Annotated in this window: 14 protein-coding genes; 9 read left to right on the top strand and 5 right to left on the bottom strand. The window is 44.7% G+C overall.

Annotated elements, in window-relative coordinates:
• The first annotated feature begins 66 nt into the window (after positions 1 to 66).
• Together FHS57_RS03620 and FHS57_RS03615 are read left to right on the top strand one after the other, a co-directional pair.
• A complete protein-coding gene (locus FHS57_RS03620; protein ID WP_183971521.1) occupies positions 67 to 1,968 on the top strand; it encodes a S9 family peptidase in 1,902 nt (633 codons plus the stop codon).
• Between the two features lie 3 nt (positions 1,969 to 1,971).
• A complete protein-coding gene (locus tag FHS57_RS03615) occupies positions 1,972 to 2,322 on the top strand; it encodes a DUF2200 domain-containing protein (RefSeq protein ID WP_183971520.1) in 351 nt (116 codons plus the stop codon).
• A 65-nt stretch (positions 2,323 to 2,387) separates the two neighbouring features.
• On the opposite strand, the gene FHS57_RS03610 is transcribed toward FHS57_RS03615, so the two are convergent.
• Positions 2,388 to 2,777: a hypothetical protein gene (locus tag FHS57_RS03610; RefSeq protein ID WP_183971519.1), complete on the bottom strand. Its 390-nt coding sequence runs from the start codon at positions 2,775 to 2,777 to the stop codon at positions 2,388 to 2,390.
• Between the two features lie 91 nt (positions 2,778 to 2,868).
• On the opposite strand from FHS57_RS03610, the gene FHS57_RS03605 reads away from it, so the two are divergent.
• On the top strand, positions 2,869 to 3,150 hold the full coding sequence (locus FHS57_RS03605; RefSeq protein WP_183971518.1) for a helix-turn-helix domain-containing protein: 282 nt from the start codon (positions 2,869 to 2,871) through the stop codon (positions 3,148 to 3,150).
• Positions 3,151 to 3,209: 59 nt separating this feature from the next.
• On the top strand, positions 3,210 to 3,878 hold the full coding sequence (locus FHS57_RS03600) for an IS630 family transposase (RefSeq protein ID WP_310586968.1): 669 nt from the start codon (positions 3,210 to 3,212) through the stop codon (positions 3,876 to 3,878).
• On the opposite strand, the gene FHS57_RS03595 is transcribed toward FHS57_RS03600, so the two are convergent.
• A complete protein-coding gene (locus FHS57_RS03595; RefSeq protein WP_183971516.1) occupies positions 3,879 to 4,523 on the bottom strand; it encodes a hypothetical protein in 645 nt (214 codons plus the stop codon).
• A gap of 565 nt (positions 4,524 to 5,088) precedes the next feature.
• Here FHS57_RS03595 and FHS57_RS03590 point away from each other — a divergent pair.
• Positions 5,089 to 11,373 (top strand): ExeM/NucH family extracellular endonuclease, encoded by a 6,285-nt coding sequence (locus FHS57_RS03590; protein WP_221225534.1) that lies wholly within the window; start codon positions 5,089 to 5,091, stop codon positions 11,371 to 11,373.
• Positions 11,374 to 11,460: 87 nt separating this feature from the next.
• On the opposite strand, the gene lgt is transcribed toward FHS57_RS03590, so the two are convergent.
• Positions 11,461 to 12,306 (bottom strand): prolipoprotein diacylglyceryl transferase, encoded by an 846-nt coding sequence (gene lgt / locus FHS57_RS03585; RefSeq protein WP_183971514.1) that lies wholly within the window; start codon positions 12,304 to 12,306, stop codon positions 11,461 to 11,463.
• A gap of 35 nt (positions 12,307 to 12,341) precedes the next feature.
• Here lgt and FHS57_RS03580 point away from each other — a divergent pair, with 35 nt between their 5' ends.
• Positions 12,342 to 12,488: a hypothetical protein gene (locus FHS57_RS03580; protein ID WP_164489822.1), complete on the top strand. Its 147-nt coding sequence runs from the start codon at positions 12,342 to 12,344 to the stop codon at positions 12,486 to 12,488.
• A 21-nt stretch (positions 12,489 to 12,509) separates the two neighbouring features.
• Here FHS57_RS03580 and FHS57_RS03575 read toward each other — a convergent pair whose 3' ends face one another.
• Complete coding sequence (locus tag FHS57_RS03575; protein ID WP_183971513.1) at positions 12,510 to 13,025, bottom strand: RNA polymerase sigma factor; 516 nt, start codon at positions 13,023 to 13,025, stop codon at positions 12,510 to 12,512.
• An 87-nt stretch (positions 13,026 to 13,112) separates the two neighbouring features.
• Positions 13,113 to 14,072, bottom strand: a complete 960-nt coding sequence (locus FHS57_RS03570; RefSeq protein WP_183971512.1) for an alpha/beta hydrolase — start codon at positions 14,070 to 14,072, stop codon at positions 13,113 to 13,115.
• A gap of 149 nt (positions 14,073 to 14,221) precedes the next feature.
• Here FHS57_RS03570 and FHS57_RS03565 point away from each other — a divergent pair, with 149 nt between their 5' ends.
• The 3 genes from FHS57_RS03565 (at position 14,222) to FHS57_RS03555 (ending at position 15,054) form a co-directional block, all read left to right on the top strand.
• Entirely contained in the window at positions 14,222 to 14,548 is a 327-nt protein-coding gene (locus tag FHS57_RS03565) for a rhodanese-like domain-containing protein (RefSeq protein ID WP_183971511.1), read from the top strand.
• A 76-nt stretch (positions 14,549 to 14,624) separates the two neighbouring features.
• Positions 14,625 to 14,864, top strand: coding sequence for a hypothetical protein (locus FHS57_RS03560; RefSeq protein WP_183971510.1), 240 nt, complete (start codon positions 14,625 to 14,627; stop codon positions 14,862 to 14,864).
• Positions 14,848 to 15,054, top strand: a complete 207-nt coding sequence (locus tag FHS57_RS03555) for a DUF6132 family protein (RefSeq protein WP_122929346.1) — start codon at positions 14,848 to 14,850, stop codon at positions 15,052 to 15,054. The genes FHS57_RS03560 and FHS57_RS03555 overlap by 17 nt, the downstream gene beginning before the upstream one ends.
• The last annotated feature ends 157 nt before the right edge of the window (positions 15,055 to 15,211 follow it).

The raw sequence follows: 15,211 nt of genomic DNA, 5'->3' as shown, positions 1-15,211 counted from the left end.
AGCTTTTTTGGGCTTTATGTTTTCCCTCTCTATCTTTGGTTGTTAAACACTATCCTGAAAATCAGCATGAAAAATCTAGGCTTCCTTGGGCTACTTTTCATGGGCTTAACGGCCCAAGCCCAAACGCTATTAACGCCCGAACAACTCTGGAAGTTGGGGCGGGTAAGTGGTAAAGGCATTTCTAAAGACGGTAAATCAGTCGTTTATAGCGTCAGTACGCCCAATATCGACGAAAACAAAAGTAGTAGCAAAACGTACGTTATCCCCATCGGCGGCGGAAATGCCTCACTCATTACCAACGTGGACGACCTGCTCGTTAATCCTAAAATTTCGCCCGATGGAAAGTTCAAAATCAGCAGTGAAGAAGTAAAAGTGATGAAAGTGACGGGCAAAGATGCTTACCCTCAGCTTTCAAAAAGTAACGTCCTGATTTATGACCAACTCAATTACCGCCACTGGGACGAATGGGAAGATGGGAAGTTTGGGCACGTGATGCTCACGCCTACAGGAGGCGGAGCCGCCAAAGACCTCATGGAAGGCGAGCCCCACGATTGCCCGCTCAAACCCGACGGCGGTGATGAAGATTTTGTGTGGAGCCACGATGGGAAAAAGATCGTATATGTGACCAAGAAAAAATTTGGAACGGCCTACGCTATCAGCACCAATACCGATTTATATGCGTACGATTTAGCCACGGGCAGCACGACCAACCTCACCGAAGACAACAAAGGGTACGACCTTCAGCCTGCCTTTAACCAACAAGGGCAACTCGCGTGGCTACAAATGAAACGCGACGGCTATGAGTCTGATAAACAAGACATTATTGTAAGCAACGGCACGACCAAAATGAACCTTACTGCCCAGCGCGACGACCTACACGTGGACGGTTTTAAGTGGAGCGAAGATGGGCGTAGCTTGTTCTTTACCGCCGCTACCAACGGCACGTCGCAGTTGTTTCAGGTAACCTATCCTGGCTTGACCAAAATGATGCCCATCATTACGCAAATCACCAAGGGGGATTTTGACGTAAATGGAATCATTGGTCAAAGCGGAAAAACCTTGGTCGTAAGCCGCGCGGACATGAATCACGCCAGCGAATTATATACCGTGGATATTGCTAGCGGCACCATGACCCAACTCACGCACGTCAACGACGCCACCTACGCAAACCTCGGAATGTGCAAAACCGAACGCCGATTTGTCAAAACCGTGGACGGGAAAAGCATGTTGGTATGGGTGATTTATCCGCCAAATTTTGACAAAAACAAAAAATACCCTGCCTTGCTTTACTGTCAAGGTGGCCCACAAAGCGCCCTGACGCAGTTTTATTCGTTTCGCTGGAATTTTCAACTCATGGCGTCCAACGGGTACATCGTCGTAGCTCCCAACCGACGCGGTATGCCTGGCCACGGTACGAAATGGAACGAACAAATCAGCAAAGACCACGGCGGCATTGTGATGCAAGATTATTTGGCAGCGATTGACAACGTAAGCAAAGAGCCTTTTGTCGATAAAAATCGGTTGGGCTGCGTGGGGGCGAGTTACGGAGGCTACTCCGCATTTATGCTCGCAGGTATGCACAACAATCGCTTCAAAACCTTCATTGCCCACGATGGTATTTTTGATTTTCGCAGCATGTACGGCTCTACCGAAGAGCTTTGGTTTCCCAATTTTGACTACGGTGGTCCGTACTGGGACACCAAAAATGCGGCAGCTCAAAAATCTTATAGCCAATTTTCACCCAGCAATTTTGTCGCTAAATGGAACACGCCTATCTTGATTTTTCACGGTGAAAAAGACTACCGAGTTCCCCTCGAACAAGGCTTGCAAGCATTTCAAGCAGCGCAGTTGAGGGGTATCAAAAGTCGATTGGTGGTGCTGCCCGAAGAAAATCACTGGGTACTCCGCGCCCAAAATGCCCAAGTTTGGCAAAATGAATTTTATCGATGGTTGAAGGAAACTTTATAAAAAATGAACAATACCCGAGTTTATAAAATGGCTTTTGCGGGCGTTTATCCGCATTATGTTCAGAAAGTTGAGAAAAAAGGACGCACCAAAGAGGAGTTGCACCAAGTGATTTTGTGGCTAACGGGCTACGACGAAACTGCCCTCCAAAAAGTGATAGATGAACGCACCGATTTTGAAACGTTTTTTGCGCAAGCCCCTCTGATAAACCCCAATGCTAACAAAATTACGGGGGTCATTTGCGGATACCGCATCGAGGACATTGAAGATCCTTTGATGCAACAAATCCGTTATTTGGACAAACTCGTAGATGAACTGGCGAAGGGCAAAACGATGGAGAAAATTCTACGGAAATAGAAAAAAAGTGTCCCGACAGTAAAGTATGTCGGGACACAAATGACATTAAGCCTCTGACTGTTCACTTAGCTCGCGATTTGCCAACTATAGCGCAGTTGATAGTGGCCTCCGTGGTCGATGTAGTTCAACGTTTGAATGGGCGAGTTAGCGCTACCGTTAAAAGTAGCATTGATGCTTCCAAACTCGGCAATCGCCACTTGAGGCGCAAAAGTATCATCTTGAATAAGTCCAACAATCCACTCCACCAAGGCGCCCAAAATAAACCCTACCGCTGCCCCAACTACGATGCCAATGGGTCCACCAACGGTGCCACCAATCGCAGCACCGACTGCCGTCCCGATGGCACCACCTACGGCCGTAAAAACCAATTGGAGTTTGTCTTTGATAGCATCGTAAAGGTCTTTGATAAAACTCGCAAAACCACCGCCGTCTTTTTCTGAAAGTGCTAAAAACACCGCAAAGCTTTTGGGAAATGTCCCTGCTGAAGTAAGGGCAAATTGCTTAAGTAGTTGAGCATAAGTTTTCGGGTTTTACTATTTTTGCAAAATGAGACCGAAAAAATATATCAAGTTGAGTGAAGCAGAAGAGGCTTCATTGGAAAATCTGGTACGAGAAAGCCCTAACCACCGCATACGTCAGCGAAGCCAAGCGTTACTTTGGAGTCATAGGGGCAAAGACCGCATGACTATTGCGGAGTTATTCGATGTAAAATTAGATACTGTAAGCAGTTGGTTGAGCCGTTGGGGAGAAAAAAAACTATCGGGTTTAGAAGATTTGCCGCGAAGTGGTCGGCCATCTATTTTGACAGAAGAAGAAAAAAAAAGATAGTATCAGATGCGAGTCAAGGGGTAGTAAATATTGCTTTATGTTGTTTTGATTGGATTAAAGTGCTGGGCAAGAAAATCAGTAAGTACACTATTGTACGCATCTTGAAAGCCAAAGAGTTTTCATGGAGACGAGTACGAAAAAGTTTACAATCACAGCGAGATGAAGTAATGTTTGCGTTTTTCAAGCAGGAAATCAAGCTTTTACGCCAAGAGCATCAAGCAGGTAAGATTGCCTTGTGGTTTTATGATGAGGCAGGGTTTAACCGCAACCCTAACGGAATCTATGCTTGGTTACCAAAAGAAGCTAAGGCTTGTTTACCTTCGCAACGGGGTAGTGTGATGACAGTAGCAGGTTTTTTTCAAACCGATAATACTTTGCAGGCCTATGAGTGCAAAGGCAGCATGGATAGTGATTTATTCATCGCTTACGTGGATGATTTTCTCTTGCAATACCCTCCCAAACTCAAAACAGTGGTTGTCATTGACAACGCTGCTTTCCACAAGTCAGCCCAAGTCAAGAAAAAAATTAAACGATGGCAAGAACAAAATCTATTCTTTCAGTTCTTACCACCTTATTGTTCAGAACTCAATTTAATCGAAACACTATGGCATCATATAAAACATCTTTGGCTCAAAATTGAGGATTATATCTCGGAAGAAGCACTCAAAAAGGCTATCACAAAAATTATTCATAACATAAAAATCAAATACACCATTACTTTTACTTAACTACTTAATGGTTTTGGCAGGATTGTACGATTTTACGTCGCCATCGTCAAAATCTCCGCCCACAAAAATTTCACTGATGATAGATTCTTTTTTGGCGTCGTCGAGGGCAACACCACCCATGGCAATTTCATCACTTCCAGGCCATTCAGGATTTGTCTCGTCCACACATTTAACCGAATGAACATTAAACCGCAGTGATTTGTTGACCACTGCTCCACCCACATTGCCCAATAACTGCACTCCAAGGTACTTTTCCGTAAACTTCTGATAATACGCCTCATTGAAAGTCGTATTGACAAAGGCAAACTCGCTTTTGAGGTTTAACTGCGCTGAGGCAATTTTCGTAGCCCGCAAATCAACTCCCTTTAAAACAGCAAAGCTGTGCAGCTCAGGTGCCATTAGGTTGGTTGTTTTTACGCGCGTTTCAAAAGCCGCTTTACGATTTGCGGGCATTTTAGCGATGCGGTTTGCAACTGCCGTCCCCGCTTTACTAGCCCCTTTTTTCATTTTAAATACAGTTGGCTGAGAGCGCACCTGAAGCTCTTGCAAAATTTCTAGTTTGAGGATGTCGGTCACTTTTTTAACCAATGAGTTAAATACCTGATCATCCAAGGTTGCAGCATTTCCTAATCGAATTGTTTCCATACTCGTTGACAAAAGAGTTAAAGGTGAAAGGAAATAAACATTGAGAATTCTCTCTGCAAAGGTCACTGATAACCTCCTAAGTTTTTAGAGTGGAAATACGGGAAATAAAAAATGCGTTTTTTTACTTAACAGCCCGTTTTTATTTTCACTAATTACGAAAAAATACTTACGTATTTCTACTGATAATCAAAAGATTACAACAACAAACGGAATATATTTTCTTCTAATTAAACATACATACAGCAGTAAAAATCGCCTTACAGCAAAAAGCACACCTTTTGCCAATATTCATATTTCTACAAATGGTTGATTTTTTCAAAGAACAGTAAATAAAAGGAACAAATTAATACTTCCTTTTGGGCACTTTTTTACAAATATGCTACGTATATATCTGAAAATTACGCACAACCTGTTGTATATTTGGGATGTTACCTAGACAGGTCGCTATCCCAAATATAACATTTTGGTAATGTAGTAGTGGGTAATTTCGTGGCTTGTTATGGTAAGAAAATCAACAATACTTTTAATCCAAATTACAATATCAACACAAATCAAACTAATTTCCATGGCTCAAATTCTACATCATTTTTTTAGGCGAAGGTATTCAAAAACCTTTTTGGAGAAACTAAGTTTTCTCCTCCTCTTTATGTTTATTACTCAAGTAACCGCATTTTCTCAAGCTTCATTTACAAAGAATAATATTGTAGTACTGAGAGTTGGGGATGGTAGTAGTACCCTTGCTAATACGGGTAATCCAGTATTTTTAGATGAATACTCTACAAGTGGTTCATTTGTACAGGCGGTTTCATTACCAACAACTACTAATGGAGCGAATAAAAGATTAATTCTGACTGGAACCGCAGCATCGGAGGGAATGATAAACCGTTCTACTGATTTTAAATACCTTGCAATTATTGGATATGATGCGACTCCTCCCTATACTTCCAATATTACACAAACAGCCTCTACATTAGTAAATAGGACTATTGCATTAGTCAAATACGATGGTACTATAAATACAACTACTGCTCTAACTGACGCATACGGTGGTAATACATCGACCTCGGGAGCTCCTCGGTCTATAGCTACCACAGATGGAACTAAGTTTTGGACATCTGGAAATGCCAATTCTACAGCTGGGGCAGGAACAAGATACACGACTTTGGGAAGCACGACTTCAACACAGCTTTCATCAACTCCCACCAACGTTAGAAATATTGGTATTTTTAATAATCAATTGTACATAACCTCTGCATCTGGTGTATTTTTAGGGGTAAGTTCTGTCGGAAGTGGTACTCCGCAAGCTACAGGCAACACAACGACTGCTTTAAGTGGATTCCCAACTACATCTGGCCCGAGTCCGTATGGTTTTGCTATCAGTCCCGATGGTAACACTATTTATTTGGCAGATGATAGAAACACTTCTAGCGGTGGTGGAATTCAAAAATGGGTTAATAATTCAGGAACTTGGTCACTCAGTTATGTCATATCGACTGTGAATGTAAGAGGTCTAGTGGTAGATTGGTCGGGAACTAACCCTATTTTATATGCAACAACAACCGAAACAAGCGCCAATAAGATTGTAAAGGGGGTTGACACCGGGGCTAGTTCATCGATGTCAACTCTTGCAACAGCATCTTCCAGCACTGTTTTCAGAGGAATAGCCTTTGCTCCATATGACGATGCGGCAGTAGTGGTCCCTAACCTTTCTATCAATGACGTAACAGTTACTGAAGGGAATGTTGGAACGACTACCATGACATTTACGGTGACGCTTTCTTCCCCAGCACCCGCAGGTGGAGTTACTTTTGACATTGCAACCGCCGATAATACAGCGACTGTTGCTAATAATGACTATGTCAGCAATGCGCTAACAGCACAAACCATTGCCCAAGGCGAAACGACTAAAACATTCTCAGTCACTATTAACGGAGATACAGACCCCGAGTCGAACGAGACATTCTTTGTCAACATCACCACTGTTACAGGAGCCAATGTAAGTGATGCCCAAGGTCTTGGAACCATCACCAACGATGACGTTAACTGCGCCACGCCAACCTTAATTTCTACCATTCAGGGAACAGGAGTTACCACTTCATTTTCGGGTACGCAAGTTATTCGTGGGATAGTTGTGGGTGATTTTCAAAACACAGGAGGGGTTACTCGCTTAGGTGGTTTCTACGTGCAAGAAGAAGATGCAGACCAAGATGGAAATCCTGCCACCGCTGAGGGTATCTTTGTTTTTGAAGGAAGTGGAGCCGCTATCGTTGATGTAAATGTAGGTGACCTAGTTTGTGTATCAGGTACTGTAGCAGAATATGCCTCAGGTGCTTCAAGTAGTTTGACCCAATTAACCAGCCCCATTATTTCTATTGTAAGCTCGGGCAACCCACTTCCCACGCCCCAAAATGTACAGTTACCCATCGCTAATACTTCTGATTGGGAACGATACGAAGGGATGCGGGTAATAGTAAAAGCGGCATCAGGAAACCTAGCCGTTACTGACAATTATACACTTGGTCAATACGGTCAGTTAACGCTTTCATCGGGCGGAGGCAACAACCAACCTGGCACCGATGCCCGTCTTGACCAATATACGCAGTTCAACACGCCAAGTACGGCAGGCTACGCCACACACGAAGCTGAAAACGCCAAACGTATTGTCATTTTAGACGACGGCCGCAGCGGCTCTTATCCCGACCCCATTATTTTTGGGAGAGGCGGTAATCCATTGAGTGCTTCTAATACCCTTCGTACGGGCGACGAAGTCGAAGAACTTGCGGGTGTCCTCGACCACCGTTTTGAAGGATATCGTATCCAAACCCTCACTAGTCCCAACTTTATTGCTACCAATACTCGCCCTGCCACGCCGCCATCATTAGGCGCAGCAACACTCAAAGTAGGAAGTGCCAATATCCTTAACTATTTCAATGGTAACGGTGCTGGGGGTGGTTTTCCTACCTCTCGCGGTGCTGATAACCTCAATGAATTCAACCGTCAACGGGCTAAAATCATCAACGGTATTGTGACAGGCGGTGCCGATGTAGTAGGTTTGATGGAATTAGAAGATGATGGCGCAGGAGCAGCTAGTGCAATCCAAGACCTTGTCAACGGACTCAATGCTGCCACAGCCAGTGGTACGTATGACTTTGTTCGCTCTGGCGATATTTCAACTGACCAAATTACGGTTGGAATGATTTACAAACCTGCGGCAGTAGAATTATTAGGGACAGCAGCCATTCCACTCAACTACGGCTTAGGCTCATACGTTCCTGTGGGGCGCAGTTCTTTGGCCCAAACCATTCGTCAAAAATCAAACGGCGCCGTTTTTACGTTGGTTATCAACCACTTTAAATCAAAAGGCTCTAGCTCGGGTGGAGCAAACGATGCCGATGCCAACGACGGGCAGGGCTTCTCCAATGGCACTCGTACTCGTCAAGCTCAAGATTTACTAGCTTGGTTAGCAACAAAACCAACAAGCACCAACGACCCCGATTATTTACTCATTGGTGACTTTAATGCCTATGCCAAAGAAGACCCAATGACAGCTCTTGCTACGGGTGGATACACCAATTTATTAAGTCCAACATCTTATTCTTATTTGTTTGGAGGGGAATTTGGTTCGCTTGACCATGCTGTAGGTAATGCTTCCATTACAAGCCAAGTAACAGGTGCCGAAAAATGGCACATCAATGCCGACGAACCTACATCTTTGGACTACAACACTGAAAATAAAACAACTGGACAGCAGTCAAGTTTGTACAGCAATGATGTTTTCCGCTCATCGGACCACGACCCAATTCTGATTGGATTAAACCTTTGCGCCGACCCAACGATTGCCCTTTCGTCGGCAGTAGGTAGCAATGTGCAAACAGTTTGTGCCACAACTGCCATCACACCCATTACCTACGCCATCGGTGGCGGTGGAACGGGTGCGACCGTTTCAGGTCTCCCTGACGGCGTAACGGGAAGTTTTAATGCAGGTGTCTTCACCATCAGTGGGAGTCCAACCACTGCCGTGGGTAGTCCGTTCAATTATACCGTAACTACTTCAGGAGGTTGTTCGCCAGCAGTCACTGCTACTGGAACTATTACTGTCAATCCAGTTCATACATTGACGCTTACTTCGGCCACAGCTACTTCTAATCAAACACTTTGTATTGATAATGGCATCACAGCCATTACGTACTCAGTTGGTGGAGGAGCAACCAATGCCACCGTTTCTGGCCTTCCAACAGGAGTCACTGGCGCTGTTACAGCAGGCGTATTAACCATTAATGGTACACCATCTGTTAGTGGCTCTTTTAACTACTCCATTTTGACTTCAGGAAATAGTTGTACTACAGCCAGTGGCTCGGGCACCATCGTTGTTAACCCTAATCACGTTATTAACCTTACCTCCGTTCCTACAACTACCGCTCAAACTGTCTGTGTAAATACGCCAATTACGGACATTACCTACGGATTTGATGGTGGAGCAACAGGAGCAACCGTAAATGGTTTACCAAACGGAGTGACTGCAAACGTTGTTGGCAAAGTCCTAACAATTACTGGAACACCTACGCAAAGTGGTAGTTTTAACTACACTATCGTGACAACGGGAAACAATTGCATAACAGTTAGTGCAATTGGCTCTATGACAATTTCTCCAGCGCATACGTTGACGCTTACTTCAGCCACGGCTACAGAAAACCAAACTGTTTGTATCAATACCCCTATGGTACCCATTACCTACACGTTAGGTGGTGGAGCGACAAACACTACGGTAACTGGTTTACCCGACGGCATTACAAGCTTGCTCAGTGGAAACGTACTTACCATTAGTGGTACACCTACCAACAGCGGCAGCTCAAATTACAGCATCGTGACTACGGGTAATAGCTGCGCCGTGGCGAATCGTGCTGGCACGATTAAAGTAAATACCAAACCTTCCGTGGCTATCTCTTACGTGGGCATTCCATTGGAAGAAGGTAAAACGCTCGAACTTTGTGACGCTGACAGTAATCCAGTTAACAGTTTGCAGTTTTCAGTTTCGACATCTTGCGTTTCGGGTGCAACGTTTTGGCGCGTTCAGGCGGGCAGCGGAGCATGGAGCGATTGGTCAACCACAGCTCCAACGTCTCAACCTTCCAACAACCAACCCTACCGCTACCAAGCCGCGTGCTCGGACGTGACTTGCACAACAACCGTGACAGGAGCCTACACCTTGACCATCAACTACCGCGCTGCTGTTCCACAAAATGTGTCTTTGCTAGTCGATGGTGTAACTGTAGCCGCAGGTGAGACGAAAGAAGTCTGTAGTTCGTCAGCCAATACGTTGACGTTTAACGCTACTTGCGGTGCTGGAGAAATCATTCTCTATTCGGTAGATGGTAGCGAATATAGCACAGGAATCCCACAAGCATTACTCGACAATCAGTTTCACAACTACCGCGTCCGTTGCCGACAAGCTGGTGGAATTGGCTCTTGCGTCGAAAGCGAATCTGGCGTAATGCGCTTAAAATTAGTGACCATCCCAGCCGCTCCTACAGCATCCTTATCTGCTACAGGAAGTTGCAATTCTTCGGCAAGCTTCAGTGGTCAGTCAACTTGTGGTAGCTTAAAAACCATTTGGTACAATGCTACTACAAACATCGCATTGCCCAACTTACCTACCACAGTTCCTACCGAAACTACTTCTTATTATGCCCGTTGTCAAACCGAAAACGGCTGTGTAAGCGAGAAAAGTAACGTAGTCACCTTTACAGTGTCGCCTACTCAGATTGCCCCTGTAGTGACTGCCTCTCAGCAGATTGTGTGTATGGGAACGTCCGTAACTATATCGGCCAACTGCCCAGCGGGAAGCACTACGTCTTGGAACACAGGCGTAAATACGCCAAGCTTTGAGGTTTCTTTTAATAATGTAACCAAACAAACCTACTGGGCGAAATGTATCTTTGAAGGAGGATGCCAAAGTGCCGAAAGCGCACGAATCGACGTGTACTGGAATGCTTTTGTGGTGACACTCATTAACATTGGTGAGTCAAAATCGGCCGTTAAAACCAACGACCGTTCAGCATGGACGAGCCAGTTTATCACCCGTGACGGCGGTCCAGAATTGGAACAAAGTACGCAGCAAAACCCGACTTTGTATTTTGTGGAGAATGCCAACAAAATCGCGCCCCGCTACTGGACCATCAATGTGGAAGCTTGTGGTTTGGGAACTGATGGCTCATTGACGTTTGATATGTTAGCAACTCCCGAAATGGGCGTGGTTCGTTCGTTTAACACCCACGAAAACAACGCCCCTTATTTCATGTACGCCAACCGCGAGGGCTGGACCGAACTTTATGCCCAAAACCACCCTGCCTATGGATTCTACCAAGACAATGGAAGCGGCCAAAACGTGTATGACGCAGGTTTACCAAAAGGGTTGTATAAGTTAGGTATTCGCTATTGGGATATGAAAGGCTGGGGAAGTATTTACCCTGCTACGCGTAAGGCCCAAGGCAACGTGCTTGCTTACCAAGAATATTGGTTCCGTATCCAATCGAAAGATGGGGTAGGCGTAGGAGCAGCGAGAGTGGCGGAGAGCGGGCAACAAATAACCGATAACGGGACTTTCGCAACGGTGATGCCTAACCCAATCTCAAACGTTCTTCGCTTAAAAGTGCAAAATAGCAAAGGTCAATCGGTGCAAACCAGCTTGACGGACATCACAGGCCGTGAAGTGTTAAGTCGCTCGTTTGTGGCTGAAACTCACGCTCACTTGGAAGAGATGGAAACCAACAAGCTCGAAACGGGCGTTTATCTTTTGAAAGTTTCTACTTCGGACAAGCACGCTACGCTTAAAGTAGTGAAGCTACCGTAAAAGTGACCTAAGAACAGTATCATCAAAAGCCTCGACCGCAAGGTCGGGGCTTTTTTTGTTGCCTTGACTCAACCTACAATTGCTTTACTACTCATCCGACACAGCAGTGACTCTTCGCTTTTGGGCATAGACCAGAACAAGGAACCCCATCAAAATAGCAGGTAAACTGAGCCATTGACCCATATTTATAACCATCTCATTTTCAAAACTTTCCTGCGGATTTTTAAGAAATTCAACCATAAAACGAAAGCCAAAAAGCAACATCAAAAACAACCCTAAAATGGTTCCTTCTGGCAGCACTTTCCTTTTTTGTTTCCACAAATACAAAGTCAATGCGAATAAAAATAGGCAGAAAAAGGCTTCGTAGAGTTGGGTAGGATGACGGGGAACGAGAGGCAATAAACGAAAGTCGGTTTCGTGGACAAAAACAAATCCCCAAGGCACGTCGGTAGGTTTGCCATAAATTTCGGAATTGAACAAATTTCCAGTTCGAATCAACACCCCTCCTAACGCAACCGCAATGACAATCCGATCGGCCAACCATAAAAATGAAGGGTTACCCGCCTTCCGACTGTAAAGAATCAAGGCCAACACAATGGAGATAATAGCCCCGTGGCTGGCCAAGCCGAAGAAAGGCAGGCTCACCAACGACAACAACCATTCCTTGGGTTGGGAAAAAAGAAGCTCCCATTCGTAGAATAAATAATGCCCCAAACGAGCACCGATGACGGTAGCAACTGCCACATAAACCAATAACGAATCAGCTTTGGCAGTATCCACTTTCTCAGCTTGAAAAATGAAGGTAATCAGCGATTTTCCTACCAAAAAGCTAAAAGCAAACAACAAACTGTACCAATGAATCGGGAAAGTCTTTCCCAAAAAGTCAATAGTGATGAGGTTGGGATGAATATCCCAAATGATATATGCCAACATGTGAAAAAGGGTTATGAGTTTAACAACCAGAAGTAATGCCCATCAGAAAACAGCTTACGCAAAAATGGAGCAAAGGCCGCTGGACTCTTTGGTACCAAAGCACTGGTGCAGGACGGGGTTGGATGAGTCGCGAAAGCTCCGCAGCACTCCACTCCGACTGGTCGTTTACCTGCGTTTTGTAAGACTCCCACAGCGGTTTTAATTCATCTAAATTCATGGCCATTGGTTTTTAAAATTCGTTCGAGTTTTGCTTTAATTCGATTGATTCTGGTACTGACATTGGTGCGGCTCAAGGTCAAAATACTGGCGATTTCGTCGTAGCTGTGTTCTTCCAAATAAAGCGTAATGATGGCCTTATCCAAATCGGAAAGTTGCTCAATCGCCCCGTAAAGTTCTTGGGTAGCCTGCGTTAGTTCGAGTGAACTTGTTGTCTCTGAAATCTGATACACATCGTCCGAATAAGGCTCGTTTTTTGGGCGCGACTTATCCTTTCGCAGCTTCGTAAAGATGGTATTAAGCGCAATTCGATAAATCCAAGTGGATTCTTTCGACTGGTGTTTAAACGAAGGAAATGACTTCCAAAGCTGAAGAACGATTTCCTGAAACATGTCTTTTCGGTCTTCGCTTTGGGAAAAATAAAGGCTGCAAAGGCTATGAATTAGCTTTTGCTGGGTAGTTATTAGCCGTAAAAATTCTTCCTGCAACGAAACTTTTGCCACAACAATAAAGGCTTAATGTGTTTTGAAGTATTAGTTGCAGGAAGGGCTATAAAAGTCACACTTTATCAAAAATAGAGTGCATTAATTCTAATTTTTCGGTTCGAGCAGCCCCATTCCTTCCATCCACGCTTGGCAGCCGTCGGGCCAATGTTTGACCGAGCCTTTTTGCTTTTTCCCCAAACCAAAGCCATGCCCGCCGTTTTCATATACCAAAATAGAAGCAGGAATTTTAAGCTTTCTTAGGGCATCGTAGTACATCAAACTGTTTTCTACGGGTACACCTTTGTCGTCGGTGGCATGTACCAAAAGCGTAGGCGGTGTTTTTTCGGTCACTTGCTTTTCGCTAGAGTAATAGTCCATTTGTTCGGCAGACGGGTTTTTACCCAACAACAACTCAAACGAACCTGCGTGTTTGAAAGGTCCCGAACTAATCACGGGGTAAATCAAAATCGAAAAGTTAGGTTTACAAATTTCGGCGTTGGGAAGGTTTTTCAACCCTGTCATCGAAGGCGCTGATTGCCAATGCGTACTTACCGTTGAGGCCAAATGCCCTCCTGCCGAAAAGCCCATGATGCCAATGCGATTGGGGTCAACTTTGTATTTGGTAGCATTGCTACGCACCAATTGCATGGCTTTGAACGCATCTTGGAGCGCTACTTCGTGTTTGTTGGCCCAAAGTGCATCGTCGGGCAAGCGGTATTTTAGCACAAACGCCGTTACCCCAAAACTATTAAACCACTGCGCCACATCCACTCCCTCGTGGCCAGAGGCTTCAATGCGATAACCACCGCCTGGGCAAATGACCACAGCCGCCCCCGTCGGCTTTTCGGGCATATAGACCGACAGCGTGGGTAGCACAATGTTGCTAATGCGCAAAACTCCGTCATTTCCGACTTCGATTTTTTCCTGAATGTTACGATTTTTTAGGTCATTGGGAATTTGTCCATCGGGCCAAAGAGGAATGACGGTTTGAGAACGCGACATAGTACAACTGAAAAAGAGAGCTATAAGACCAAAAACAAAACGCAAAGATAAGGCGGATTTCATGGGGTTTGTGTTTTTTTCATTCGAGTTTAACATTGCTCTAAGTTTATTTTAGTACGATTTCTACTCATGTGTAACAAATATCACGCTTTTAGGCTGTTTTCTTCCTGACCTTTGTACCATACATTCACAATCTTAAACACCTCAAAGCCATGTTTAGCTTTTTTAAAACCAAGAAAAATTACGAAAACGTAAACGCAGCTACGTTCAAACAATTACTATCAGAAACACCCAACGCCGCAATAATCGACGTAAGAACAGCCGCTGAAGTGCGTTCAGGAGCCATCAAAGGTGCGGTGAACATCGACCTAATGAGAATGGATTTTCAACAAAACATTGCTAAATTGGACAAAAGTAAAACGTATTTTGTTTATTGCCGTAGTGGTAATCGCAGCGGTCAGGCATGCCAATTGATGGGTGATATGGGCTTTGAAAAAGTCTATAACCTCTCGGGCGGCATGATGAGTTGGCCTTATTAGGCAAGTTGGCAAAAGGCAAGGAGCAAATTTGCAAAGGGCAAAAAGTTCAAATACACATTTTAACAAAAAAAATCAAATGCCTGCAATACTTAGAAATTGGGATATAATGCGGATGTTACGCATGGGCATGGGGCTTTGGCTCATTTACTCGGCCTTTGCCGACCACCAGCCGTTGTTGGGTCTTATGGGGGGATTGTTTGCCCTCCAAGCTGCGCTAAATGTCGGTTGTTGTGGGTCGAATGGATGCGCTTCTCCCAATTACCGTCAATCCAAAACTCCAATTCACGAAGAAACCGTTTATGAAGAAGTTAAGTAACCTCAACTGGGCATGGATTGGCGCGGGCATTGGCGCTGTGGGCGGCTATTTGTATTGGAAAGAAATTGGCTGCGTCACTGGTACATGCCCTATCAAATCTCAGTGGCAAACCATGGTCCCTTATGGTACCTTGCTGGGCTACTTGGGGGCTGATTTAGTACAGTCTTTATTGAAACCCAAAGCGTCATAAATTTATTATTTTCAGATTAGTTTTTATACGAAACAGCCCGTCGGCAATGCTGACGGGCTGTTTTTTCTTCTTACTCAACGTTATGAAAACTATCTTTTATTAATCGGATGCTCGTTGGGGTTGTGAGCAACCCCAACACATAATTGAGCAAACTCCG

This window comes from Runella defluvii (assembly GCF_014195535.1).
Classification (GTDB): domain Bacteria; phylum Bacteroidota; class Bacteroidia; order Cytophagales; family Spirosomataceae; genus Runella; species Runella defluvii.
The sequence above is the reverse complement of the archived record's forward strand: the minus strand, read 5'-3'. Positions and strand labels throughout refer to the sequence as shown.

Bases quoted from the DNA above. Each gene is read 5' to 3' on its own strand.
- FHS57_RS03620 (WP_183971521.1), top strand. From the start codon at position 67: ATGAAAAATCTAGGCTTCCTTGGGCTACTTTTCATGGGCTTAACGGCC.
- FHS57_RS03615 (WP_183971520.1), top strand. From the start codon at position 1,972: ATGAACAATACCCGAGTTTATAAAATGGCTTTTGCGGGCGTTTATCCG.
- FHS57_RS03605 (WP_183971518.1), top strand. From the start codon at position 2,869: ATGAGACCGAAAAAATATATCAAGTTGAGTGAAGCAGAAGAGGCTTCA.
- FHS57_RS03595 (WP_183971516.1), bottom strand. From the start codon at position 4,523: ATGGAAACAATTCGATTAGGAAATGCTGCAACCTTGGATGATCAGGTA.
- FHS57_RS03590 (WP_221225534.1), top strand. From the start codon at position 5,089: ATGGCTCAAATTCTACATCATTTTTTTAGGCGAAGGTATTCAAAAACC.
- lgt (WP_183971514.1), bottom strand. From the start codon at position 12,306: ATGTTGGCATATATCATTTGGGATATTCATCCCAACCTCATCACTATT.
- FHS57_RS03580 (WP_164489822.1), top strand. From the start codon at position 12,342: ATGCCCATCAGAAAACAGCTTACGCAAAAATGGAGCAAAGGCCGCTGG.
- FHS57_RS03570 (WP_183971512.1), bottom strand. From the start codon at position 14,072: ATGAAATCCGCCTTATCTTTGCGTTTTGTTTTTGGTCTTATAGCTCTC.
- FHS57_RS03565 (WP_183971511.1), top strand. From the start codon at position 14,222: ATGTTTAGCTTTTTTAAAACCAAGAAAAATTACGAAAACGTAAACGCA.
- FHS57_RS03560 (WP_183971510.1), top strand. From the start codon at position 14,625: ATGCCTGCAATACTTAGAAATTGGGATATAATGCGGATGTTACGCATG.
- FHS57_RS03555 (WP_122929346.1), top strand. From the start codon at position 14,848: ATGAAGAAGTTAAGTAACCTCAACTGGGCATGGATTGGCGCGGGCATT.